14 protein-coding genes are annotated in these 25,776 nt (G+C 61.1%); all 14 read left to right on the top strand.

The window, feature by feature from the left end; genetic code table 11:
- Positions 1–232 precede the first annotated feature (232 nt).
- The 14 genes from AC1RAC_RS20805 to AC1RAC_RS20870 all read left to right on the top strand — a co-directional run bounded on the left by AC1RAC_RS20805 (position 233) and on the right by AC1RAC_RS20870 (position 25,029).
- On the top strand, positions 233–652 hold the full coding sequence (locus AC1RAC_RS20805; RefSeq protein ID WP_034125424.1) for a MarR family winged helix-turn-helix transcriptional regulator: 420 nt from the start codon (positions 233–235) through the stop codon (positions 650–652).
- Positions 649–2,727 (top strand): FUSC family protein, encoded by a 2,079-nt coding sequence (locus tag AC1RAC_RS20810; RefSeq protein WP_089042755.1) that lies wholly within the window; start codon positions 649–651, stop codon positions 2,725–2,727. The genes AC1RAC_RS20805 and AC1RAC_RS20810 overlap by 4 nt, the downstream gene beginning before the upstream one ends.
- Positions 2,724–2,933 (top strand): DUF1656 domain-containing protein, encoded by a 210-nt coding sequence (locus AC1RAC_RS20815; RefSeq protein WP_003187469.1) that lies wholly within the window; start codon positions 2,724–2,726, stop codon positions 2,931–2,933. The genes AC1RAC_RS20810 and AC1RAC_RS20815 overlap by 4 nt, the downstream gene beginning before the upstream one ends.
- Positions 2,930–3,820: an efflux RND transporter periplasmic adaptor subunit gene (locus tag AC1RAC_RS20820; RefSeq protein WP_032878498.1), complete on the top strand. Its 891-nt coding sequence runs from the start codon at positions 2,930–2,932 to the stop codon at positions 3,818–3,820. Before AC1RAC_RS20815 ends, AC1RAC_RS20820 begins: the two co-directional genes overlap by 4 nt.
- Positions 3,817–5,259, top strand: coding sequence for an efflux transporter outer membrane subunit (locus AC1RAC_RS20825; protein ID WP_032894227.1), 1,443 nt, complete (start codon positions 3,817–3,819; stop codon positions 5,257–5,259). The genes AC1RAC_RS20820 and AC1RAC_RS20825 overlap by 4 nt, the downstream gene beginning before the upstream one ends.
- A gap of 81 nt (positions 5,260–5,340) precedes the next feature.
- Positions 5,341–5,973, top strand: a complete 633-nt coding sequence (locus tag AC1RAC_RS20830; protein WP_057702321.1) for a hypothetical protein — start codon at positions 5,341–5,343, stop codon at positions 5,971–5,973.
- A gap of 147 nt (positions 5,974–6,120) precedes the next feature.
- A complete protein-coding gene (locus AC1RAC_RS20835) occupies positions 6,121–7,617 on the top strand; it encodes a YdgA family protein (RefSeq protein ID WP_034125427.1) in 1,497 nt (498 codons plus the stop codon).
- A gap of 337 nt (positions 7,618–7,954) precedes the next feature.
- Positions 7,955–10,435 carry a poly-beta-1,6 N-acetyl-D-glucosamine export porin PgaA gene (gene pgaA, locus AC1RAC_RS20840; protein ID WP_492616949.1) on the top strand — a complete coding sequence of 827 codons (2,481 nt, stop codon included), beginning with the start codon at positions 7,955–7,957 and terminating at the stop codon, positions 10,433–10,435.
- 12 nt (positions 10,436–10,447) lie between these two features.
- The gene (gene pgaB / locus AC1RAC_RS20845) at positions 10,448–12,445 is read left to right on the top strand and encodes a poly-beta-1,6-N-acetyl-D-glucosamine N-deacetylase PgaB (protein WP_492616950.1); all 1,998 of its coding nucleotides are present in this window, start codon (positions 10,448–10,450) and stop codon (positions 12,443–12,445) included.
- Between the two features lie 2 nt (positions 12,446–12,447).
- On the top strand, positions 12,448–13,788 hold the full coding sequence (gene pgaC, locus AC1RAC_RS20850; RefSeq protein ID WP_054896841.1) for a poly-beta-1,6-N-acetyl-D-glucosamine synthase: 1,341 nt from the start codon (positions 12,448–12,450) through the stop codon (positions 13,786–13,788).
- 2 nt (positions 13,789–13,790) lie between these two features.
- On the top strand, positions 13,791–14,267 hold the full coding sequence (gene pgaD, locus AC1RAC_RS20855; RefSeq protein ID WP_034125431.1) for a poly-beta-1,6-N-acetyl-D-glucosamine biosynthesis protein PgaD: 477 nt from the start codon (positions 13,791–13,793) through the stop codon (positions 14,265–14,267).
- Positions 14,268–14,722: 455 nt separating this feature from the next.
- Complete coding sequence (locus AC1RAC_RS20860; RefSeq protein ID WP_127880570.1) at positions 14,723–16,444, top strand: ShlB/FhaC/HecB family hemolysin secretion/activation protein; 1,722 nt, start codon at positions 14,723–14,725, stop codon at positions 16,442–16,444.
- A gap of 30 nt (positions 16,445–16,474) precedes the next feature.
- Positions 16,475–24,631, top strand: a complete 8,157-nt coding sequence (locus AC1RAC_RS20865; RefSeq protein ID WP_492616951.1) for a two-partner secretion domain-containing protein — start codon at positions 16,475–16,477, stop codon at positions 24,629–24,631.
- Complete coding sequence (locus tag AC1RAC_RS20870; protein ID WP_054896839.1) at positions 24,628–25,029, top strand: DUF6911 family protein; 402 nt, start codon at positions 24,628–24,630, stop codon at positions 25,027–25,029. The genes AC1RAC_RS20865 and AC1RAC_RS20870 overlap by 4 nt, the downstream gene beginning before the upstream one ends.
- The last annotated feature ends 747 nt before the right edge of the window (positions 25,030–25,776 follow it).

The following is a 25,776-nucleotide window of genomic DNA, read 5'->3' on the forward strand; positions in this document are numbered from 1 at the left end:
TGAACCACCGCTTTCGCAGGCAAGCCAGCTCCCACATTTTGTTTGTCGTATGGCGAATATCAGCGATTTGCTGATGCCTACCCTAAAACCCGCTTTACTCAAGCCACATCCCACCACTCATCTGCGAAATTGTTTCAAAACTTGACGATGCTCCATGCATCGACCATATTGATAGTTAGCAAACTAACTGTATGCGAACTATCCAGTGCCTCAATCCCTCGAACAACTCCAGATGAGCCTCAGCAGCAGCATGGTGGTGGGCGCCCGTAATTGGCGCAAAATCTGCCAGACCACGCTGGTGAGCTATGGCATCTCCGAAGCCTGCGCCGTGCCGTTGTTGATGATCGGTCGCTTGGGCGACGGGGTACACCAGGTCAAAGTAGCCCAGGCTTCCGGTATGGAAAGCCCATCACTGGTGCGCCTGCTCGACCGGCTGTGCGGTGACGGTTACGTCTGCCGCACCGAAGACATCCACGACCGCCGCGCCAAGGCCCTGAGCCTTACCGAGCGTGGCCGTGAGCTGGTGCAGGCGGTGGAGGCGCAACTGGTGCGCCTTCGCAAGGACGTGTTGGCGGATATCGCCCCCGACGATCTGCAAGCGGCACTGCGTGTATTGCGCGCCTTCGAAGCGGCCGAGGCTGTGTCGCCTTGAACGGATTTTTTACCGGCTTCCCGCCTGCCCGCGATTGGTTCTACGGGGTGCGTACTTTCGCCGCGTCGATGATCGCGCTGTATATCGCCATGCTCATGCAGATGCCGCGTCCGTACTGGGCGATGGCCACGGTGTATATCGTATCCAGCCCGTTTGTCGGCCCTACCAGTTCCAAAGCCCTGTACCGCGCCATCGGCACCTTGATGGGCGCGGCGGCGGCGGTGCTGTTTGTGCCGATGTTCGTGCAGTCACCCTACATTCTGGTGGTGGTGATTGCGTTGTGGACCGGCACCTTGCTGTTTCTGTCCATGCACCTGCGCACCGCCAATAACTACGCCCTGATGCTGGCCGGCTACACCTTGCCGTTGATTGCCTTGCCGGTGGTGGATAACCCCTTGGCGGTCTGGGATGTGGCGGAGGCGCGTACCGAAGAAATCTTCCTCGGCATCGCAGTCGCAGCGGTGGTGGGCGCGATGTTCTGGCCTCGGCGGCTGATGCCGGTGTTCGATGGCTCGGTGGCCAAGTGGTTCAGCGACGCGCAGGTCTATAGCCAGCGCTTTCTCAGCCGCAAGGTCGACCCGCAAGAAGTCAGCAACCTGCGCGGCGGCATGGTCGCCACCTTCAACACCCTTGAATTGATGATCGGCCAGCTGCCCCACGAAGGCGCACGCCCGCAGACGGTACGCAACACCAAGGAACTGCGCGGGCGCATGATTCACCTGCTGCCAGTGATCGACGCTTTGGACGATGCGGTGTACGCCATTGAGCACCGTGCGCCAGAGTTTCTCGATCAGCTCACGCCGCTGCTGGAAGATGCCAGCGCCTGGCTGCAAAGCACCACCGAAGCCGCGCCACTGGAAAGCTGGCGCCTGCTGCGCGACAAGATCGACGCCGCTCAACCCCAGGGCGAAGCGCTGGATGACCGTCATACGTTGCTGTTCTCCAACGCCCTGTACCGCCTGGGCGAATGGGTCGACCTGTGGCAAGACTGTCGTAGCCTGCAAGCCGCCATCCAGTGTGAAAGCCAGGACACCTGGCGCGCCGTCTACCGCCACTGGCGCCTGGGACGGCTCACGCCGTTCCTCGACCGTGGGCTGATGTTCTACTCGGCGTTCTCCACCGTGACCGCGATCATCGTCGCCTCGGTGCTGTGGATTCTGCTGGGCTGGACCGACGGCGGCAGCGCCGTGATCCTTGCCGCCGTCGCCTGCAGCTTTTTCGCCTCGATGGACGATCCGGCACCGCAGATCTACCGGTTCTTTTTCTGGACCGCCATGTCGGTGCTGTTCGCCAGCTTGTATCTGTTTCTGGTGCTGCCCAACCTGCATGACTTCCCCATGCTGGTGCTGGCCTTCGCCGTGCCGTTTATCTGCATCGGCACCCTCACCGTGCAGCCACGCTTCTACCTGGGCATGTTGCTGACGCTGGTGAACACCTCGTCGTTCATCAGCATCCAGGGCGCCTATGACGCGGACTTTCTCAACTTCGCCAACGTCAACCTGGCCGGGCCCGTTGGCCTGCTGTTCGCGTTCGTGTGGACGTTGATCGCCCGACCCTTCGGCGCTGAATTGGCGGCCAAGCGCCTCACCCGTTTCAGCTGGCGCGACATCGTCAGCCTCACCGAGCCCGCCACCCTGGCCGAGCACCGGCACATGGCCGTACAAATGCTCGACCGCCTGATGCAACACCTGCCGCGCCTGGCCCTCACCGGCCAGGACACTGGCATAGCCCTGCGCGACCTGCGCGTGGCGCTGAACCTGCTCGACCTGCTGGCCTACTCGCCACGCATCCTCGGTGTGCCACGGGTGTTGCTCAACCAGGTGGTGGAAGGCGTGGGCGGTTACTTCAAGGCCTGCCTCAAGGCGGGTGAACGCTTGCCCGCGCCCAGCGGTCTGCTGATGACCCTGGACCGCACGCGTCGCGCCCTCAATGGCCAGGGCCTGCAAGACGAAGACGACACGCGCCTGCATCTGCTGCACGCCTTGGCCGGCCTGCGTCTGGCGCTGTTGCCCGGTGTGGAGTTCATTGGCGGTACAGAGATGCAAGCGCCGTTACCTGATGGAGCGCCTTTATGATCGGTGACCTGGATATCAGTGGGGTGTTCCTGCCTACGCTGCTGGTGCTGATGGGCATTACTTATGTGTTGTTTCTGGTGGTGCACGGGCTGTTGACGCGCATGCACTTCTATCGCCTGGTCTGGCACCGGGCATTGTTCAATGTGGGGCTCTACGCGCTGTTGCTGGGCGCGGTGGACTCACTCAGTCGATATTTGATGACATGAAAAAACCTTTTTTGACTATCGGCCGTGTCGTCCTGACGTTGTTGATCGTGAGTTTCGCGGTCGTCGTTGTGTGGCGCATGGTCATGTACTACATGTTTGCGCCCTGGACCCGTGACGGCCACATCCGTGCCGACATCGTGCAGATCGCCCCGGACGTTTCCGGGCTGATCCAGCGCGTTGACGTGCGCGACAACCAGTTGGTGACCAAGGGCCAGGTGCTCTTCGCCGTCGACCAGGACCGCTTCAAGCTGGCCCTGCGCCAAGCCCAGGCCGCCGTGGCCGACCGCCAGGAAACCCTGGCCCAGGCCCAGCGCGAGTACAAGCGTAACCGTGGCCTGGGCAACCTGGTGCCCAGCGAGCAACTGGAAGAGAGCCAGTCCCGCGTCGCCCGCGCCCAATCGGCACTGGCCGAAGCGCAAGTGACGGTGGACTCCGCCCAACTCAACCTCGACCGCTCGGTGATCCGCAGCCCTGTGGACGGCTACGTCAACGACCGCGCACCGCGTACCCAGGAGTTCGTCACCGCCGGGCGCCCCGTGCTATCGGTGGTGGACAGCAATTCCTTCCACATCGACGGTTATTTCGAAGAGACCAAACTCGACGGCATTCACGTGGGCATGGGCGTGGATATCCGTGTGATCGGCGACAACGCGCGCCTGCATGGCCACGTGCAGAGCATCGTCGCCGGTATCGAAGACCGCGACCGCAGCAGCGGCTCCAACCTGTTGCCCAACGTCAACCCTGCTTTCAGCTGGGTGCGCCTGGCCCAGCGGATCCCGGTGCGCATTGCCTTCGATGACGTGCCGGCGGACTTTCGCATGATCGCCGGGCGCACGGCGACGGTGTCGATCATTGACGACAAAGTTAAAGACGGGGACAAACCATGAAGCGGCTTCTGGCAACCGCTTCCCTGGGGTTGTTGCTGTCGGCCTGCCAAGTGGTGGGGCCCGATTACAAACTGCCGGAACAGGCCGCCGTCAACCGTGGCGACCTGCAAGGGCCGATCATGGGCGAGGGCAGCAACGTCGTCTCGGCACCGGTGCCGGCCGATTGGTGGAAGCTGTACAAAGACCCGCGCCTGGACGAACTGGTGCGCCAGGCCATGGCCTCCAACACCGACCTGCGCGTGGCCGCCGCCAACTTGCAGCGCTCGCGTTATCAGGTGCAGCAGGCCGAATCCGCTGGCGGCTGGAGTGCCGGCGTCAAGGCCGAGGCCCAGCGTTTGCAGGAATCTGGCGAGGCCTTCTTGCTGCCGGACAAAGTCCCGGTAGGCAATATCGGTAGCGTCGGGATTACCACGTCCTATCAATTCGACCTCTTCGGCACCTTGCAGCGCGGCATCGAAAGCGCCCAGGCCAGCGCCGATGCCACCCAGGCCGCGGCGGATATCGCCCGCATCACCCTGGTGGCCGATGTGGTGCGCTCCTATACCCAGGTGTGCGCGGCCAACGAAGAACTGGCGATTGCCAACGAGTCCCTCGACCTGCAAGCCCAGAGCACCAAACTGACCCAGCGCTTGCGAGATGCCGGGCGTGGCGATGAGACCCAGGTGACACGTTCGCAAACCCAATACAAATCCCTGCGTGCCGACATACCGCGTTATGAAGCCTCGCGTCAGGCGGCGCTGTTCCGGCTGTCGATGTTGCTGGCCAAACCTGTCGACCAACTGCCAGCCGGCACGGGCACCTGTGCCGAGCTGCCACATATTGCTCAACTGCTGCCGGTAGGCGATGGCGCCACGCTGCTCAAGCGTCGCCCTGATGTGCGCCAGGCCGAACGCCAGCTGGCCGCCGCCACGGCGCGTATTGGCGTGGCGACCGGCGCGTTGTACCCGGATATCAGCATCGGCGCCACGGTCGGCACCGTCGGCCTGCTGGAAAACCTCGGCACGCCTGCCACCAACCGCTGGGGCTTTGGCCCGATGATCAGCTGGACTGTACCGACCAACGGCGCTCGCGCCCGCGTGCATGAAGCTGAAGCCGCGACCCAGGGCGCCCTGGCCCACTTCGACGGCGTGGTGCTCAACGCCATCCGCGAAACCCAGACCGGCCTGGCCCAATACACCGCCGTGTTGCAACGCCGCGACGCCCTGGCCGACGCCGAACAGTCGGCGCGAGAAGCCGCCGGCCAGACCCATCGCTTCTTCCAGGCCGGCCGCGAATCCTTCCTGGCCGACCTGCAAGCCACGCGCACCTACACCGATATGCGTGCGCAACTGGCGGCGGCCAACACGCAGGTTGCCATGAGCCAGATCGACCTGTTCCTGGCCCTGGGCGGCGGTTGGGAAAGCGGACGAACGCAAGGGGAAAAACCCGGCAAACCGTGAGGTGATTGCTATGCTTTCTTGGGTGAGGCCCGCTGGCGCCTCACCCGACAAAGCTCGCGTTTGCTCATGGGGATTCCAAGAATGAAAAACCCTTATGCTCCCGCTTTCTGGTGCGTGCTCTTCGCACTGGTTTTGTTATCGGCCGCGTATTTTTACGGCGTCATGCTCGCCCATCAACTCGACAAGGCCATGGTGTTCCTCGACAGCGCCTGCCTGGTGATCGGCACCTTGTCCATCGGCGTGGTGGCCTGGGCGTCGTATCAAAACCAGCGGGTGAAGAAAAAACTCCTCGAACAGGGCAAGACCCGCGTGGCGATCTGGGACACCAAGGTCGCCCTGCGCCGTGTCGAAACCGTGTTCGATCGCTATTTCTGGGGCAGTTACTGGCAGCCGGGGCGCACGTTCCAGGAAGTCATGGGCGACCTCACCGGCACGCCGCTGGAAAAAAGCCTCGAAGTCCTGAAAAAACAATGTGTGCTGCTGGATCGGCAGGTTGCCGACGGTAGGCACTGGCTCAATAACGCGCGGGAATTGTCCGACGTCGCTACGCAAATGGCCCGCGAGCGCTACCAGCTGGACTTTTGCGACCCCAAGACCGACACCCCCGGCAATGCCGTGATACATCGCGAGTTCGAGGTGCTGGTGTACACCTGGACCGCACGCTTGAAGAGTTTTGATCACCAACTGGATGAAGTCGAACAGGAGTACTCCTGAACTCCTGCTGAACTGATCCCTCTGAAAGGTTGGGCCGTTTACGCCCGCCAGTGCTAATCTTCCTCCGTTTTCGGCGGGCTTGAGCCAATCCCCTCAGGGGTTCAAGGAAGACAGCCCACTTCTCACAGGATTTGATCAGGTCACTTCATGAATAAGCCAGCCGTTGTTTTCTTGGGTTTTGTTGTCGCCGTCGGCGCCGTCAGTGCGGGCGGTGCCTGGTACACCGGTAAACAACTGGAGCCGGTCCTGCAAACCGCTATCCAGAGCGCCAATAAAGAACTGCAGACCTCCATGGCCGGCGTCGATGGCAGCGTGACCCTGGAGCTGGTGTCCCTGGACCGTGGCGTGTTCAGCAGCACCGCGCATTATCGCCTCAAGGGCCAAGGCAGCGTGTTCGGCGAAGACAACCCGAACCCCGAATTGCTGTTCGTCGACCACATCGAACACGGCCCGCTGCCGTTCTCGCGCCTGGTGACCCTCAAGTGGCTGCCGGTCATGGCCACCAGTCACTACGAACTGGAAAAGAACCCCACCACCGAAAAATGGTTCGCCGCCAGCAAAGACGTGTCGCCGCTCAAAGGCGTGGCGAATATCGGCTATAGCCGTTCGGTCAGCGGCAACATCGAATTGCTGCCCCTGGAGTTCAAGGACGCCACTTCCTCGGTGAGCTTCTCCGGCGCCAACCTCAACTTCGACAGCAGCGCTGAAGGCCAGAAGGTCAAGGCCGAAGGCTTCATGAACAGCCTCAAGGTTGCCGCAGTGGACGCCGAAGGCGCACCGTTCGAAGCGGAGCTGGCAGGCTTGACCGTCGCCAGCAACCTGGAAAAAACCACCTTCGGTTTCTACACCGGCCAGAACACCGTGGAGCTGACCGACACCAAGGTCACCTTCGGCCCGCAGAAAGCCGTGCTGACCCTCAAGGGTTTCGAGCAGAAAGACTCCAGCGAAACCAAGGACAACAACCTGGCTGGCCGCGTCGACTACAAGATCGACGAGATCGGCTACCAGGGCAAAGCAGTCGGTTCGGCCGCCATGGCCGTGAGCATGAAGAACGTCGACATTCCGGCGATGCTGGTGCTGACCAAGCTCTACCAGGACAAGATGCAACCGGTGCAAGCTGCCGCTGCTGCCGGTCAACCGGTGCCGGAGCTGCAAATGACCGAAGCCGAGCAAGCCCTGGCGGAAGCCAACGTCAACCAGGTGCTGGCCGCCAAGCCGCAACTGGCCGTGGAAAACCTGTCGCTCAAAACCACCCGTGGCGAAAGCAAGTTCAACTTGGTGGTGGACCTGGCCAAGCCAACTTCCATGGAGCTGCCGCCGGTTGAACTGGGCAAGCAAATGGTCTCGCTGCTGGATGCCAACCTGACCCTGTCCAAGCCGATGATCAGCGACGTGGCGGCCCTGCAAGCCCAGGTGGGCGGCGTGACCGACCCGCAAGCCATCGAACAGCAATCGCAGATGGCGGCCGAGATGGTCAGCAGCATGGCGGTCGGTACTCAACTGGCGACCCTGGTGGGCACCGACGTGGTTTCCAAGCTGCACTACGCCAACAACGAGGTGACCTTCAACGGCCAGAAGATGACCGTTGAGCAGTTCCTCAGCTTTGTGATGTCCAAAGCCGGTGCGGTCAGCGGCGCCCAATAAACCTGAAATGCGATAAAAAAAATGTGGGAGCTGGCTTGTGTGGGAGCTGGCTTGCCTGCGATAGCATCGCCCCGGTCTGGCTGGACGACCGAGGTGCCTGCATCGCGGGCAAGCCCGGCTCCCACACAAACCCGGCTCCCACTTTTGTTTTGTGTGAGGGCAAAAAATCGCGGTCGTACAATTCTGAACAATTGTTCTGAATTGTGCTTCCCCCTACTTCCCTAAGGGATAGTTCCTACAGGAAAGCTAGGTCGGGTCCCGAGACGCCGACACCCTGAAGCGTTTCGCTCAGGACCATCTATCGTTAGAGCTTTCCGTGTGTAAGGAAGCTCACGACATGCTGCGAAACCACCCCTACAGTGCCTCAGGCCGGTTGCGTCTGCTTATCGGAGCCGCACTGTGCAGCCAATTGCTGGTCCCAGGCCTTGCGTTTGCCGACCCCGCCTACGATGCCCTGATCATCCAGGCCCGCAACGGTCACTTCACGCCGGCGCTGACCCAACTTCGCCAACTCTCCGCCGAACGCCAGACCCCAGGCCAGGTCAGTGACCACCTGGTGATCGCCGGCTGGGCTGGGCAAGACGCTGAAGTGCTCAAGGTGTACGAGGCGCAAGGCAAGCATCGCAACCTCACCACCCAGGCACTCGCCACGGTGGCGCGCACTTATCGCAATCAAAAGCAGTGGGCTCAGGCCGAAGCGGTCTATCGCCAGGCGCTGCTGCGTGAACCCAATAACGTCGACCTGCAACTGGGCCAGGCCCTCACCCAGGCCGATGGCGGCAAAGCCAACGAAGCGGTGCAACGCCTGCGCACGCTGGTGGCGGCGCAACCCAATGACCCCAACCGCCGCATGGCCCTGGGATATGCACTGACACGTGCCGGCCTGAACTACGACGCGCTGTTCGAATTCGACCAAGCCTTTATCCGGGCGGGCGATAAACCCGAAGTGGCGCGTGAATACATCGTTGCCCTGCAAAAGGCGCGGCTGCCGGAGCCGGCACTGCGCCTCTCGGCCAAGCGCCCGGGGCTGGTGGACGCAGTCACCCAGCGCCGCCTCGAAGGTGACCTTGCCGCCGAGCGTGTGCGCATGGCTGAGTTCGCCACACGCAGCGAGAAGGAACGCTACGTCATCGCAGACCGTGCCCTGCAGGACTACGACAAACTGATCAGTCGCTGGGCGCCGGACGCCACAGCCAAGGACGACGTCATCCGCTGGCGCATTGACCGCCTGGGCGCGCTCAAAGCGCGAGCACGGCATGCCGAGGTGATCCGCGATTACCAGACCCTCACTGGCGAAGGCGTGCAACTGCCTACCTACGCGTTGCGTTGGGTTGCCGGCTCTTACCTGGAACAGCGCCAGCCGGAAAAGGCCGAGCCGTTGTACCGCCAGGTACTCACCGCCCCCGACACCGATGCCAGCTATCGGGTCGATGACAGCACGGCGCTGTTCTACGCCTTGTTGGAAAGCGACAAGGTCGAAGAGGCTCGCCAGGTCGCCAACAACCTGGCCAAGGAGCAAAACCCCCGCGTTGAGCTCAAGGGCTTGCCCATTGGTAACCCCAATGACAACTGGATGGACGCCCAACAATTATCCGCCCAGGCCGGTACCTATGGCGGTGACCTGCCCGGCAGCGAAGCCAGCCTGGAAGCCCTGGTGGCCAAGGCACCGGGCAATGTGGGCCTGCGCCTGGCCCAGGCCGACATGTACCGCGCCCGCGACTGGCCGCGTCGCGCCGAAGGCACGCTCAAGGAAACTGAAACCCAGGCTCCCCGCGATATCGGTCTGGAAGTCTCCCAAGCCTATACCGCCATGGACTTGCAAGAATGGCGGCAGATGGACGCGCTCACCGACGACGTGCTCGCCCGTAACCCGGACAACCGTCAGGTGCAGCGCCTGAGCCGCCTGCGCGATGTGCACGACATGGCCGAGTTGCGTGTCGAGGCCTACACCGGCAAGAGCTACGGTGGCGGCAATAACAACGACGCTGGTGCCGTCTCCGGCAGCCGAGACTGGGGCATTGAAAGCGTGATCTACACGCCTCCCATCGACGAAGACTGGCGCCTGTTCGCCGGTGCCGGCTATGCCACCGCCGACTTCCAGGAGGGCACTGGCCAACATCGCTGGCAGCGCGTGGGCGTGGAGCGTCGCACCCGTGACATGACCATCGAAGCCGAAGTGTCCAACCATTCCTATGGCGACGGTTCCAAGCAAGGCGCCAGCGTGTCGATTGCCCGCGACATCAACGACCACTGGCAATACGGCGGCAGCCTTGGCTATTTGCTCAGCACCACGCCGTTGCGGGCCCTGAATGACGGTGTCACAGCCAACGGCGGCAGCGGTTTTATCCGCTGGCGCGCCAACGAAAGCCGCGAGTGGAAACTGACCCTCAGCCCGTCCCATTTCAGCGACGGCAACGACCGCTTCGAAGCCTTGTTCACCGGCCGCGAGGGCCTCTACAGCTCGCCCCATGTGCAAGTGGACCTGGGCCTGGAAGTGGGCGCCAGCCGCAACAGCAAGGAAGACACCGTGTACTTCAACCCGAAGTCGGACTTCACGGTTTTGCCCATGATCAACGTCAATCACGTGCTCTATCACCGCTACGAAACCCAGTGGAGTCAGCAGTTCCAAATCGGCGCGGGTACCTACAGCCAGCGTGACTACTCCACCGGCGGTATTGGCCTGATTGGCTACGGCCAACGCTATCGCTGGAATGACGTACTGGAAATGGGCGCCAACCTCAGCCTGATCAGCCGACCTTATGACGGTGATCGCGAACGCGATCTGCGCCTGCTCGTCGACCTCACTTACCGTTTCTAAAAGAGCCTGACCATGACCGTCCTCAGCCGTTGCTTGTTGGTCCTGGGTGTAATGCTGGCCGCCGCCTGCGCCCAACAACCCGCGCCCTACACTCCACCCGCCGAACGGCCGATAGCGCCCAACGAAGCGCCGTGGCCGAAGAACCACTTTTTGGGCATTGCCTATCACGACGTAGAAGATCGCGACCCCGATCAAGCCGTGGTGGCGGTGCGCACCGAGCGTTTGATCGAGCAGCTGGCGTGGCTGCGTGAAAACGGCTACCAGGCGGTCAGCGTCGACCAGATCCTGGCAGCCCGGCGCGGCGGCCCGGCATTGCCGCCCAAGGCGGTGATGCTCAGCTTCGATGACGGTTATTCCAGCTTCTACACCCGCGTGATGCCGATTCTGCGTGCCTACCACTGGCCTGCATTGCTGGCACCGGTGGGGTCCTGGATCGACACGCCGTTGAACCAACCGGTGGATTTTGCCGGTACGCCACGACCACGGGGAGAGTTCCTGACGTGGCAGCAGATTCGCGAGGTGTCGCAGTCTGGCCTGGTGGAAATCGCCGCCCACACCGACGCCAATCACAAGGGCATCCTGGCCAACCCCCAGGGCAACCTGGAACCGGCCGCCACCACGCGAAGCTTTGACCCCAAAACCAACGGCTACGAAAGCGAAGCGCAGTTCCAGGCGCGTATGCGGGCTGACGTCGCCGCGATTTCGAACAAAATCCGAACCGTCACCGGCAAGGCGCCCCGTGTATGGGTGTGGCCGTACGGGGCCGCCGATGGCACCTCGTTGGCGGTGGTCGGCGAGCACGGCTACGAGATGGCGCTGACCCTGGAAGACGGGCTCGACGACCTCGGCAACCTGATGAACAGCCCACGCTTTCTGGTGGCCTCAGACCCGGACGGCGAGCATTTTGCCAACAGCATGGTCGCCGTGCAGACCAAAGCGCCGATGCGCGTGCTGCACGTAGACCTGGACAACGTGTACGACCCCGACCCGGCCCAGCAGGCACGCAACCTCGACGTGCTGGTTCAGCGCGTGGTGGACATGGGTGCTGGCACCGTGTTCCTGCAAGCCTTCGCCGACCCCAAGGGCGACGGCCTGGTGCATTCGCTGTACTTCCCTAACCGTCACCTGCCGATGCGGGCCGATCTTTTCAACCGTGTCGCCTGGCAGTTGCACACCCGTGCCCATGCCAGTGTGTACGCCTGGATGCCGGTGCTGAGTTTTGCCCTGGACCCCAAGCTGCCGCGTGTGACCCGCTGGGACCCGGAAACCGGCCAGGTCGGCCCCGACCCGGATCAATACAAACGCCTGTCGCCGTTTGATCCCAAGGTGCGGCAGGTCATCGGTGAGATCTACCAAGACCTGGCGCGTGTAGGGCCGATTGACGGCATCCTTTATCACGATGATGCGGTGTTCAACGACTTCGAAGACGCCAGCCCCGCAGCGCTCAAGGCCTACGCCGCCCAAGGCCTGCCGGACACCATCGCCGCCCTGCGTGCCGACCCGGCCGTGATGCAGCGCTGGACCCGTTTCAAAAGCCGCTACCTGATCGACTTCACCCATGAGCTCACCGCCAAGGTTCGCGCCGTCCGTGGGCCGCAGGTACTCACCGCGCGCAATATCTTCGCCGAGCCGATGCTCAACCCCGGCAGCGAAACCTGGTTCGCGCAGAACCTCGATGACTTCCTCCAGGCCTATGACTGGACCGCGCCGATGGCCATGCCGTTGATGGAAGGCCAGGAAGTGAAAACCTCCAACGCCTGGCTGGAAAAACTCATCGCCACGGTCAAGACGCGCCCCGGCGCGATGCAAAAAACCATCTTCGAATTGCAAGCCAAAGACTGGCGCACCCAGGCCGCACCGGATATCAGCGCTGAGCAACTGGCAGAGTGGATGGGTGTACTCAAACGCCAGGGCGTCACCAGTTTCGGCTACTACCCGGACAACTTCCTGGAAAACTCCCCGGACTTGAAGACCATCCGTCCGGCCCTCTCCAACCAATGGAACCCTTGATCATGGTTGACAGAATCCTGGCTCTATTCGTGTTGGCACTGGTACTGGGCTTGCCCCTGGGCCTGATCTTCCTGGTGACCGGGCAGTTCCTGATGGACTTCGTGTTCTTCTACCCGTTGTTCATGTCGGCGCTGTGGATCGCCGGTGGCCTTTACTTCTGGCTGCATTGGGAACGCCACTGGCCGTGGAAAGAAGACACGCCGGCGCCGACCCTGGCCGGCGAGCCGCTGATCTCGATCATCATCCCTTGCTACAACGAGGGCGATAACGTCGCTGACACCATTGGCGCGGCCCTCGGCCAGTTGTACCCGAACATCGAAGTGATCGCGGTCAACGACGGCTCCAGCGACAACACCGCCGCAGTTCTCGATGCCCTGGCGTTGCAACACCCGCGCTTGCGCGTGCTGCACCTGGCGCAGAACCAGGGCAAAGCCGTGGCCCTGCGTATGGGCGCCGTGGCCGCCCGCAGCGAATACCTGGTGTGCATCGACGGCGATGCCTTGCTCGACAAAAACGCGGCCGCCTACATGGTCGCGCCGATGCTCGACAACCCGCGCCTGGGGGCCGTCACCGGCAACCCGCGCATTCGTACCCGCTCCACCCTGATCGGCCGGGTGCAGGTGGGCGAGTTCTCCTCGATCATCGGTTTGATCAAGCGTACCCAGCGGGTATTCGGTCGGATCTTCACGGTCTCCGGTGTGGTGGTGGCGTTTCGCAAGAAGGCACTGGACCGCATCGACTACTGGAGCACCGACATGATCACCGAGGACATCGATGTCAGTTGGAAGCTGCAACTCGATCACTGGGCGATCTTCTACGAGCCGCGCGCCCTATGCTGGATCCTCATGCCCGAAACCGTCGGCGGCCTGTGGAAACAACGCCTGCGTTGGGCCCAGGGCGGCGCTGAAGTGCTGTTCAAGAACATCCGTGGCATCTGGCAATGGCGCCACCGCTACCTGTGGCCGCTGCTGTTCGAGTACTGCCTGTCTACCGGTTGGGCCTTCACCTTCCTGCTGTCGGTGATCTTCTGGGCCGTGGGTAAATTCGTCACGCTGCCGGCGGCGATCACCGTGAGCTCGTTGGTGCCGCCCGCGTTCACCGGCCTGGTGCTGGCGATGGTGTGCCTGCTGCAGTTTGCGGTGAGCATCCTGATCGACCGGCGCTACGAAAAAGACCTGTGGAAAACCCTGTTCTGGACCGTGTGGTACCCGATGGTGTTCTGGCTGGTGAGCCTGCTCACCACGCTGGTCAGCTTTCCCAAAGTGTTGTTCAACCAGCATCAGAAACGCGCACGCTGGGTCAGCCCGGACCGCGGTATCAAACCTGCACAAGAGGAGGCGTGATCATGAAACTGGTCAGAACTCGCCAAAACACACTGATGTGGATCGTCGATGTGCTGCTGACCCTGCTGGCCTGGGGTGGGTTGATCTGGCTGCTGGCGCGAGGCATCAGCGCTATGCTTGAAACCCACGGCGGCCCACGCATCGAGGCGCCTATCTTTGCTGCGCTCAACACCTTGCAGGTTTACCTGTGGATCGCGCTGTTCAATGCGGTGATCCTGATCAGCTGGGCACGTTATCAGCAGCATCGCGGGCGCAAATTCGCCCAGCGCCGCGCCGAGGCCAATGCGCTGAGCGACCAGCACCTGAGTGAAAGTTTCAACTTGGGCGACGGCGACCTCGAACAACTGCGCCGCCCCGGCGTGCTGGTGATTCACAACGATGAAGAGGGCGGCGTCGAAGAAGTGAAGTCCCACGTCTCCCGCGACGTCGAACGCCCCGGCCTGACCCTGGTGCCCGACAAAGACAAGGGCATTATGTAGGAGCGAGCTTGCTCGCGAAAAACGCCAGCGATAACGCGTGCTTTCTGAATAAACGCGGCGCCTGTGAGTTTTTCGCGAGCGAGCTCGCTCCTACAAAATGGCGCGAGTGCTCCCCACCTGATTCAACGCACGTGTCGCAATTCCGATAAATGGGATCCAATTCACAAAACCCCCGCGAACTTTTCCCCCTTCTCCGGTACTAACCTAACTCGGCGAACATCTGATGGCTAAGTAATGGCAGTCGGAAAGTCATTCGTCGAATCGCCATCAAAACAGTTGCCACTTGTCGGAATAATCACTGCAAGTGCCCGACTTAAACTCTTTTGATGAAAAATTATCATTAATAATCAACAGGTTAGAAAACTAATCAGTCGAACGGCCCCACTTCGCCCGTTTCTAGGCGAGCTGGAAGTTCGATGTTAGTTTCGCGGCCCTTGATTTTCGATGGATCGAACATGTCTTCGTTATTGCCACGGACCCGGTTACTGCTCTGCACTTTCCTGCTCACTTGCATGGGCCTGAACAGTGCATCCGCCGCCCCCACGCCTGGCGATCAGGACCTGATCCGCGACCGGCAGAACCGCTTGCTTGAAGAGCAACAGCGGCGCCTCCAGGAGCTTCAGGATCTGCCCGGCAAAGCGGACAAGCCCCAAGCCCCGGCAACCCCGGCCGACACCCGTTGCTTCCCGATCAAAACCATCGAACTCAAAGGCGCCGACAGCCTGCCGGCGCCCGACCGCGAGCGCTTGCTCAAGCCCTACATCGGCCAGTGCCTGGGCGTGTCCCAACTGAACGACCTGCTCAAAACCATCACCGACTACTACCTCGGCAAAGGCCGCGTCACCAGCCGTGCCTACCTGCCGCAGCAAGACCTCTCCACCGGCCATCTGCAAGTGCTGGTGGTGGAAGGCAAACTCGAAGCGTTGCGCAGCGCCGAAGGCAGCACGGTGACCGACCGCGAACTGGCCATGGCCTTTCCCGGCAAAGTCGGCGAAGCACTTAACCTGCGTGAAATCGAGCAACTGGTGGACCAGCTCAACCGCCTGCCGTCCAAACAGGCGCAGATGGAACTCACCCCCGGCAAGCAAATCGGCGGCAGCGACGTGGTGGTCAAGAACACCGCGCAAAAGCCCTGGCGCGCCAGCCTGTCGCGCAACAACGATGGGCAGAAAAGCACCGGCGAACAGCAATGGGGCGCTGGCCTTGAGTGGGACAGCCCACTCGGCCTGGGCGACCAACTGATGCTGCGCGGCGGCCACGACGCCATCAGCGACCACCAGAAAACCTCGAAAAACACCATGCTCTACTACAACCTGCCCTGGGGCTGGTGGAACTTCAGCTACACCTACAGCGAAAGCGACTACCGCACCTACGGCGTGACCGACGGCTTCAAATTCAAGCAGGACGGCGACAACCAGAACCACCAACTGCGCGCCGAGCGGGTGATCCATCGCGACGATGTGAGCAAGACCTCGGTCAACGTCGGCCTGGCGCACCTGCGCACCAACAACTACATCCTCGACGCACGCACCGAGGCCAGCAGCAACCGCCTCAGCGAACTGCAACTGGGCGTCAACCACGGTCGGCGCATCGGCAGTGCCTTCGTCAACCTGGACCTTGGCATGCAAAGCGGCATCGGCCTGCTCGACGCCCAGTCTCAAGACGAGCGTGACCCGCTCGGTCGGCGCCAGCCCAATTCGCGCTACCGCAAATACACCGCCACCGTCAGCTACCTGCAACCGTTCAGCCTGTGGGGCGAGTCGTTCAGCTTCAGCAGTTTGGCCACCGGCCAACGCAGCGAAGACATTCTGTTTTCGCCCCAGCGCATGAGCCTCGGCGGCTCGGCGTCGGTGCGCGGTTTCAAGGACCAGTTGCTGACCGGCGACAGCGGCGGCTACTGGCGCAACGAAGTGCGCTGGGCGCGCCCGGTGACCCTCGACTGGATGCGCCCGGCCTTCGCCGAGTACGGCGCCAGTGTCGGCTACGACCAGGGCGTGATCCGCAACGACCGCTACAACGACAACGTTCATGGCCGGGTGTCCAGCAACTCCCTGGAGCTGTTCGCCCGTGGCAAACACGTCAGCACCAGCGTGACCTTTGCCCATTCGTTAGAAAGACCCGGTGTGGTTACCGAGCGCGAAGCGCCGATCTACTTCCGCATGGATTTTTTCCTGTAATTCAACGCCCCGCTGCATGAGAGCCTGACAATGGATGTTCGCCAATTCGCCTTCCTGGCCCGCCAACCTTCTGCCGCCCTGAAGCGCCGGGACGCGTTCTTCGGCCTGCCCAAGCGCGGGCTGGCGTTGATCCTTGCCAACGCACTGTTCTGGCAGCCGCTGCTGGCCCAGGCCGAGGGCATTGTGGTGAGTGCGCCGGGCACCACCGTGGGCGCGGCGGGCAATGGCGTGCCGGTGGTAAACATCGCTACCCCCAATGGCGCGGGCTTGTCCCATAACCAGTTCAAGGACTACAACGTCGGCCCCAACGGCGTGATCCTCAACAACGCCAACGGCACCATGACTAACACCCAGCTGGGCGGGATCATTGTCGGCAACCCCAACCTCAAGGGCGGCGCGGCGAACGTCATCCTCAACGAAGTCAACGGCGGCAGCCCCAGCCAGTTGCGCGGCTATACCGAAGTGGCGGGGCAGTCGGCCAAGGTCATCGTCGCCAACCCGTACGGCGTGACGTGCAGCGGTTGCGGCTTTATCAACACCCCCAACGTCACCCTCACCACCGGCAAACCGGTGCTCGACGCCAGCGGCCAATTGCAGCGCTATGAAGTGGATGGCGGCGCCGTGACCATCGACGGCCAGGGCTTGAACGCCAGCAACGTCGAGCGCTTCGACATCATCACCCGCTCGGCCAAGATCAACGCACAAATCAACGCCCGCGAACTCAACGTGATCGCCGGGCGCAACGATGTCGACGCACAAAGCCTGAAAACCACCGCCCGTGCCGATGACGGCAGCGCCAAGCCCGAGTTGGCAATCGACTCCTCGGCCCTGGGCGGCATGTATGCCGGCGCGATCAAACTGGTGGGCACCGAGGCCGGTGTGGGCGTGAAGCTCGACGGCACCCTGGCGGCCAGTGGTGGCGATATTCAGCTCGACGCCAACGGGCGCCTGAGCATGGCGCAAACGGTGGCCACCGGTAACGTCAAAGTCACCGCGCAAAACGTCGACCTCACCGACAAGGTCTACGCCAACGGCAATGTGCAGGTCACCAGCGCTCAGGCGCTGGTCAACCGCAAGAGCATCGCCGCCGGCCAGCGCGTCGAGATCAACGCGGCCAGCGTGAACAACCCCGGCATCATCGAAGCCGGCGTCGCCGCCGATAACAGCCGCAACACCACGGGCGACCTGGTGGTAAACGCGCAAACCGTCACCACCAGCGGCAACCTGTTGGCCAGCCGCGCCCTGGCGATCACCGCCGCACAAGCGCTGACCAACCAGGGCGCGATCATCCAGGCCAAGAGCGTCGAGGTCAGCAGCGCCAAGCTCACCAATCAGGGCGCCACTGCGCGCCTGTTCGGTGAGCAGAGCCTGGCGATCAACTCGCCGGCCATCGTCAACCTCGGCGGCCTGATCCGCTTCGGCGAAGGCCAGGCCGCCACGCTCAACAGCGCCTCCCTGGACAACCGCCAGGGCCGTATCGAAATGGCCGGTGGCAGCCTGGTGCTCACCAGCGCCAACCTGAACAACAGCGGCGGGCAAGTCATCGCCAACGACCTGACCGTCAACGCCGGCAGCCTGAACAACCAGAACGGCGTGCTGGTGGCCAAGACCGCCACCGTCAATGCCAGCAACCTCGACAACAGCCTCAAGGGCCTGATCCAGGCTGACGGCGGCGCGCTCAACCTCGCCGTTACCAACACCTTCAATAACAATCAGGGGTTCGCCCAGGCCAGCACCGATCTGAACGTTAAGGCCGGCACCCTCAGCAGCAACGCAGGCGGCGTACTCAGCGCCGACACCGGCAAGCTCACCCTCACCGCCGCGCAACAGCTCAACAACGCCCAGGGCCGCTTGCAGGCCGGGCAGGGCGATATCGAACTGCACGCCGCGAACCTGGATAACCAGAGCGGCACGATCGTCGGCAAACAACTGCTGCTCGACGTGGCCGGCGGCGACATCGACAACCGCGCCGGGCGCGTGTTGGGTGACCACCTCGACGTACGCGCCTCGGGCCTCGACAACCGCAACGCCGGCCTGCTGGCCGGTGGCGCCCAGGGCGTAAGCCTGCTGCTCAAGGGCCCGGGCCAGTTGCTCAACGCCCAGGGCCGCATCCAGAGCGAAGGCTTGCTGCAACTGCAAGGCGAGCGCTTGGACAACAGCGCCGGCATCCTGCTGGGCCAGACCGTCGACGTCACCGCGCAGACCTTCATCAACAGCAACAAAGGCGCGCTGGTCAGCGATGGCGGCGACGTGGTGCTCAAGGTCAGCGACCTGCTCACCAACATCGGCGGCCAGATCGACGCGGGCGAACGCAGCGTGCTGGTCAAGCAACTCACCACCCTCAACAACGACGGCGGCACCCTGCGCGGCAAGCGCCTGGACATCGCCGCCCAGCACCTGAACAACGACAACGGCCAACTGCTGGCCGGCGCCGAAGGCCTGAGCTACAGCGGCCAGGATGTGAGCAACCGCAAGGGCCTGATCCTCAGCGGCGGCGCCCTCACCGAACTGAACACCACCCGCCTGGATAACCAGGGCGGTACCGTGCAGGGCGACAGCCTGAGCGTCACCGCCAACAGCGTCGACAACGCCAGCGGCGGCCTGATGGCCAGCCTGGTCGGTAACCTGCAACTGACCGTAGAAGCCCTTGCCAACCGTGGCGGCAAACTGTTCGGTAAAGAACAAGTGACCGTCAGCGGCGCCAGCCTCGACAACAGCGCGGGCGGCCAGATCAGCGGCAACCAGCTCAACCTGACCTCACGCGACACGCTCACCAACCAGGGCGGCCTGATCGAAGCCAACCAGGGCCTGAGCCTCAACGGCGGCAACCTGGACAACAGCGCCAGCGGGCAACTGCGTGCCCTGGGCGGCGCCAGCAGCAGCCTCAACCTCAGCGGCGCGCTGAACAACCAGAACGGCACCCTCGAATTCGGCAGCCAGGCCTTCAGCCTCGACGCGGCCAGCTTCAACAACCAGAACGGGATGCTGCAACACGCCGGCACCGGCCTGTTCCACCTCAACACCGCCAGCCTCGCAGGCAGCCAGGGCAATATCCAGGGCATGGGCAGCGCCGACTGGGCATTCGGCAACGTCGATGGCCTGGGCCGCGTGCAACTCAACGACGCGCTCACCTACAAGAGCGACCAAGGGCTGGCCCTCAAGGCCGGTGACCGCATGGCCAGCGCCAAGGGCTTGATCCTCAACGTGGCCAGCCTGGACAACGGCGGCGAACTGCTCAGCGACGGTGACATCAGCATCACCACCGGCGATATGAGCAATAGCGGCCGCGTCTCGGCCCTGCAAACACTCACCGTCGCCGCCAACAACCTCAGCCAGAACGGCGGCCGCCTGGCAGCCACCAATGCGCGCCTGACCCTGGGCGGCACCCTGGACAACCTCGGCTTCCTCACCGCCCGCCAGCAACTGGACATCGCCGCTGCGCAAATCAACAACCGTGGCACCCTCGGTGCCCAGGGTGCAGTGAACCTCACCGCAGTCAACGGCATCACCAATGCCGCCGACACGCTGCTGTTCAGCGGCGGCGACATGACCTTGCGCAGCAATGGCTTCAGCAACAGCTATGGCGATGTCTACAGCAAAGGCAACCTGAGCTTCGCCGCCCGCGATGGCGGGCGTGCCGTGCTGTTCAGCAACCGCTCCGGCACCGTGGAAAGCGAAGGCTCGATCGCCATCAATGCGGGCTTTATCGAAAACGCCAAAGATGAATTCGAACTCGGGCAAACGCTGACCACCGGCAGCTTGAGTTGGATCTGTGGCCAGCACTGCGGCGAGAGCGACAACTGGGAACGCGGCGAGATCACCATCTACGAAACGTACCTCGAGGCGGCGACCAAGGACTCGGTAGCGGCGCGCCTGGTGGCGGGCAAAAACATGCTGCTGCAAGGCGACAACGTGCAGAACCGCTACAGCCTGATGGCCGCCAATGGCGACCTGAGCATCACTGCCGGTGACCTGCTCAACCAGGGCGCCGCCACGCGCACGGGCCAGCGCAAGCTTGTCATCGGCACGCCAGGTCACGTCTCCGACGATTTGTTTGAACGCATGCAATACGTCGACGTGCCCGCGTTCAATGCGGCCACGGCGGCCGGGAATTTTGATAAGGCGCGCTTCGAAGAACTCAAAAGCCGCTCACCCAACAGCCTGCCGTTCGCCTACGCAAGTGACGTCACCACCTGGACCAACAACAGCGGCCCCGGCTACGACGCCACCCTGCAAGCGGGCGGCACGGTCAACCTCAACGTCGCCCGCACCCTGCAAAACGGCACGCTGCACAACAACACCCTGGCCCAGTTGACCGGCACCCTCGGCGACGACCAGACCGGCATCCCCGTCGGCGGCATCAACATCAACCTGAGCAAACACGCCAACGACCCGAGCGCCCAGGCGCCCGGCAGCGTATTGCCCGTGGTAGGCGTGGCCCCTGGTGGCGGCTTCGTGCCCGTGGACTACACCGGCACCGCGTTTGCCCCGGTCGACCCCACCACCTCGCCCACCTTCCAACTTCCCAAGGGCGAGTACGGCCTGTTCGTCAAAAACGCCGACCCCGCCAGCCACTACCTGATCGAAACCAACCCCGAATTCACCTCGGTGTCGGGCTTCTTCAGCTCCGACTACATGCTCGGCAAACTCGGTTTCACCGCCGACAACGCCTGGCGCCGCCTCGGTGACGGCCAGTACGAAACCCGCCTGATCCGCGACGCCGTCCTCGCGCAAACCGGCCAACGCTTCCTCGCCGGCGGCCTGTACAGCGACGCCGACCAGTTCCGCTACCTGATGGACAACGGCCTCGCCAGCAAAGACGCCCTGCGCCTGAGCCTGGGCGTGGCCCTCACCGACCAGCAAGTCGGCGCCCTGACCCACGACATCGTGTGGATGGAAAACCGCGTCATCGACGGCCAGACCGTGCTCGTACCGGTGCTGTACCTGGCCCAGGCCGACTCGCGCAACGTGCGCGGCAACAGCCTCATCCAGGGCCGCGACCTCAACCTGGTCACCGGCGGCGACCTGATCAACGTCGGCACCCTGCGCGCCAGCAACAACCTCTCCGCCATCAGCAGCGGCAGCATCTACACCGGCGGCCTGGTCGAAGCCGGCAACAACCTCAACCTGCTCGCCCAAGACAGCATCCGCAACGCCATGGCCGGCGAAATCCGCGGCAAACAAGTCAGCCTCACGGCGCTCAAAGGCGACATCACCAACGAGACCACCGCCATCCAGGTACGTGACGGCGCCGGCATGCGCACCCTCACCGACACCAGCGCCGGCACCATCGTCGCCCGCGAAAACCTCGCCATCGACGCCGGCCGCGACCTCACCAACCGAGGTGCCCTGGTAGCGGGCAACGACGCTAACTTAACCGCCGGCCGCGACCTCAACCTCATCGCCGCCAGCGACACCCGCGTCAAACACGAGACCCGCGACGGCGGCGAGAAATCCAGCATCACCACCGACGTCAAAAACCTCGCCGCCAGCGTCACGGCGGGCGGCAACCTCAACATGCAGGCCGGGCAAGACGTCAACATCATCGGCAGCACCGCCACCGCCGGCAAAGACCTCAACATCGCCGCCGGCCGCGACCTCAACGTCGCCTCGGTCAGCGACATGCACAACGTTGAGGGCAAGGAAAAGGACGGCAAAAAACGCATCAAGACCTCGGACGACCAGACCACTCAAGTGGCGAGCGTGCTGACGGCGGGTGGGGATTTTGTCAGCCAGGCGGGGCGTGACACCACGATCGTGGCGAGCAGGATCAGCGCGGGGAATGAGGCTTATCTGTATAGCGGGGACAAGTTGAGTTTGTTGGCTGCGCAGAACAGCACCTACAGCCTTTACGACATGAAGGAGAAGGGGGGCTGGGGCGCGAAGAAGACCAAGCGTGATGAGGTGACCCACGTCACGAATGTGGGGACTGAGATCAAGACTGGTGGTGATCTGTCACTGGTCAGTGGCGGTGATCAGTTGTATCAGCGGGCCAAGCTTGAGAGTGGTAACGACCTGGCGATCACCAGTGGCGGTGCGGTGACGTTCGAGGCAGTCAAAGACCTGCACCAGGAGAGTCACGAGAAAAGCAAGGGTGACCTGGCTTGGACCAGCGCCAAGGGCAAGGGTAATACCGACGAGACGTTGCGCCAAAGTGAGTTGAAGGCACAGGGTGAGTTGGCGATCAAGGCGGTTAACGGGCTGAAGATCGACATTAAACAGATTGATCAGAACACGGTTAGCCAGACGATTGATGTGATGGTCAAAGCAGACCCACAGTTGGCTTGGTTGAAAGAAGCCGAGAAGCGTGGGGATGTGGATTGGCGGCAAGTGCAGGAACTGCATGATTCGTTCAAGTACAGCCATTCCAGCTTAGGCCAAGGAGCCATGCTGGCGATCATCATCGTAGTGACAGTTTTGACGGCTGGGGCCGCAAGTAGCGTCGCGGGCGCTGCTGCGGGTGCCAGTGCCGGGTCTGGTACGGCAATGGCTGCGGCAGGCAGTTCGGCTATGGTCTCAGCTGGTACGGCGGTTGGGACCGCAGCAGCCGGTTGGGGCAACGTTATGGCAACTGCTGCGTTAACTTCAGTTGCCAGTGGAAGCACCGTCAGCTTCATCAATAACGGCGGAAACATCGGTGCAACTTTTCAAGACATTACGTCAAGCAAAGCCTTGAAGGGGTATGCAACTGGGGCGTTAGCTGCAGGTTTTACCGCTGGCGTGCTTGATCCTGCGTTTGGTGTAACTGGCGACAACGTCAATCACATTACAAAAGGGTTTGACCTCAGTTCCGCGTCTGACATCGGTAGGTTTGCCGTCTATTCGGGGGCGCAAGGAGTTGCCCAAGCAAGTTTAAGCACTGCTATTCAAGGCGGTAGTTTTGGAGACAATCTCGGTAGTTCCCTACGGTCGCAGTTGCAGAGCACGTTGCAAGCGGTCGCCTTTAACGCTGTAGGCGATTACTCGAAAGGCCAAAAATGGTCAGAATCAGGGCCTCAAAAAATCGCTCTGCATGCTTTGGTTGGCGGGCTTTTGAGTGAAGCTGGCGGCGGCAGTTTTGCTACGGGCGCTCTCGCTGCTGGAGCTAACGAAGCACTGGTAACCTCACTGGCGAAAGTGGTAGATGGCGATCCAGCGTTGTTGCTAGCCGCTTCGCAATTGGTCGGAATTGCGGCCGCTGGTGCGACTGACGGTGACGTGCAGAAAGGTGCTGAAATCGCGAAAAATGCCACGGCCTATAACTACCTAAATCACCATGAAGTTGATGATTTAGTTAAGGATTTGAAAGGGTGCCGTGGGGCAGCCAGCCCTTCATCCTGCCGTAGCGATGTGGCTACTAAGTACGCAGGAATCAGCGATAAGAAAACTGGCATTACGCTGCTGAAGTGTAATGATCCTACGAGTTGTAATGCGCAGCGCCTAGACGTGGAGGCGGGTAATGCAGCGCTGGATAAATATGATCAGAGCGGCGGGCTCAACAAAGCAGAACAGTCTATCGTTCGGGGCTTCCAAGATAAGAATCAGGACGACACGCGCCTCGCGGTGCAGCAAACTATGAAGGGTGATCATGCCGAAATGGTTGGCATGATGTTCGGCGGTGGGTTAGGAGGGGCAGGTAAGGTTGCTGGGCGAGTCGTTGAAGGAGCAGAGTTAGGAGCAGCCAAAGGCGCTGCGTCTAAGAATGCAAACGCAACAAGCATGTTTACGGATTCCGAAACCGCTGCACTGGCCGAGAGGAATGTTATAGAAGGGGCGGCTAAGGGCGCGGCTCCGAAAGTAGCCGCAGAGGGAAAGGTAGGTGGACAAACCTTCCAAGACGTCAATCAGACCTCTCGTCCGCTCAACGAGGCAGACCCGAAAATACCTTCGTTGATCACGGATAGGATTGCAGATAAAGCTGCTACGAATCCTGGCAAGCTTTATCCAAACGGAAATATGAAAGATGCCCACGCAGAAATAGGTGTGATTCAGCAAGCATATAGCTCTGGTAAAACTGCGGGGGCGGACATGTCCATGACGGTCGCAGGAAAAGATGTATGCGGTTTCTGCAAAGGTGACATTGCTGCTGCCGCAGAAAAAGCTGAGTTGAAATCGCTCACCGTGAAAGCTATAGATGATAAAACGGGACTTCCGAAAAACTATTACTGGGAGTCAGGCATGAAGTCCATTAAGGAGAAAAATAGATGATAATTGGAGGGTATACACTTAATCCTGAACACGGTAGATTGCAAATCCCTCTTGTTCGCCAACCGTCCCTGGAAGATGTGAAGTCCATTATAAGCAAGTATAGAAAATTTGACGGTGTCGCTTCGTTGTCTATTTCACCGACGCCTGAATATGGACCGTATGAAATCAATCTTTACGCTGATTCTGGAAATTATCTTTTGATGCTAAATCAATACCTTGAAGATGGTGAGCACGTCGTGCGTACTCTTAATAATACGTCGATGGGGACAAGTTCAGTTGAGATTTTGGGCGACTATTACCCGGCGAGTTTCATAACTAGAGATATAGGTGTCGTTACTTCTTGTTTTCAAGAGTTTTTGAATTTTGGTGATGTGAGTTCGTTCGTCTTGAGTGCATAGAAATAATAAAAATGTAATAAAAGAGTAAAAGGGGACAGATTTATTTTAATTCGAGATGGCGGTAAAGCCCTATTAAATAAATCTGTCCCCTTTTGTTCGTGCCGCCTGCTCTGCTTGTAAATTATGGAGCACTGTACGATAAGTACCGCCCAGCAATTGAGTCGGAGAAAAAGCGTGAAAATTAATAAATGGCTTTTAGTAGTATTATTGTCGGCCTTGGCTGGCTGCGCACCTTCCCATTCCAATTGGGAAAATGGAATGAATCTATGGGTAGGTACTCATTTCGATTCCCACCTTTACAAAGACTGCACTCGAGGATGTGGCGACTCATATTGGTCGCCTGTAAATAAAAATAAGACCTTTGATAAGGTTGTTGATGAAAACGGAGGCAGGCGGTATTACATAACTTGGATTAGGGATTGCCGATATTCGGTTTTTGTCGCTGCGGATCGGCTAATAAAGTCATGGAGATACGAAACTTCTAACGTAAAAGGATGTTATGTCGTTTAACTGCTGTTTTAAGGGTAAAGAAAAGAGAGAAAAGGGGGCGGATTTATTTAAATTAGAGTTTAAAGGTGCATTAAATAAATCAGTCCCCTTTTGTTGAGAAGAACGAATTAGTATGGTTTCCAATTTCGGTGAGCTGCAGAAAACCGTGAGTTTGATAGGCGCTAAGTTGGGAGCGCCTAAGTCTATGCTGTTGGTTAGAGAGAGCTCCCCCGAAGATGGTACTCCTCACGTGGAGTT

The organism is Pseudomonas sp. GW823-FHT02F05 (assembly GCF_058797315.1).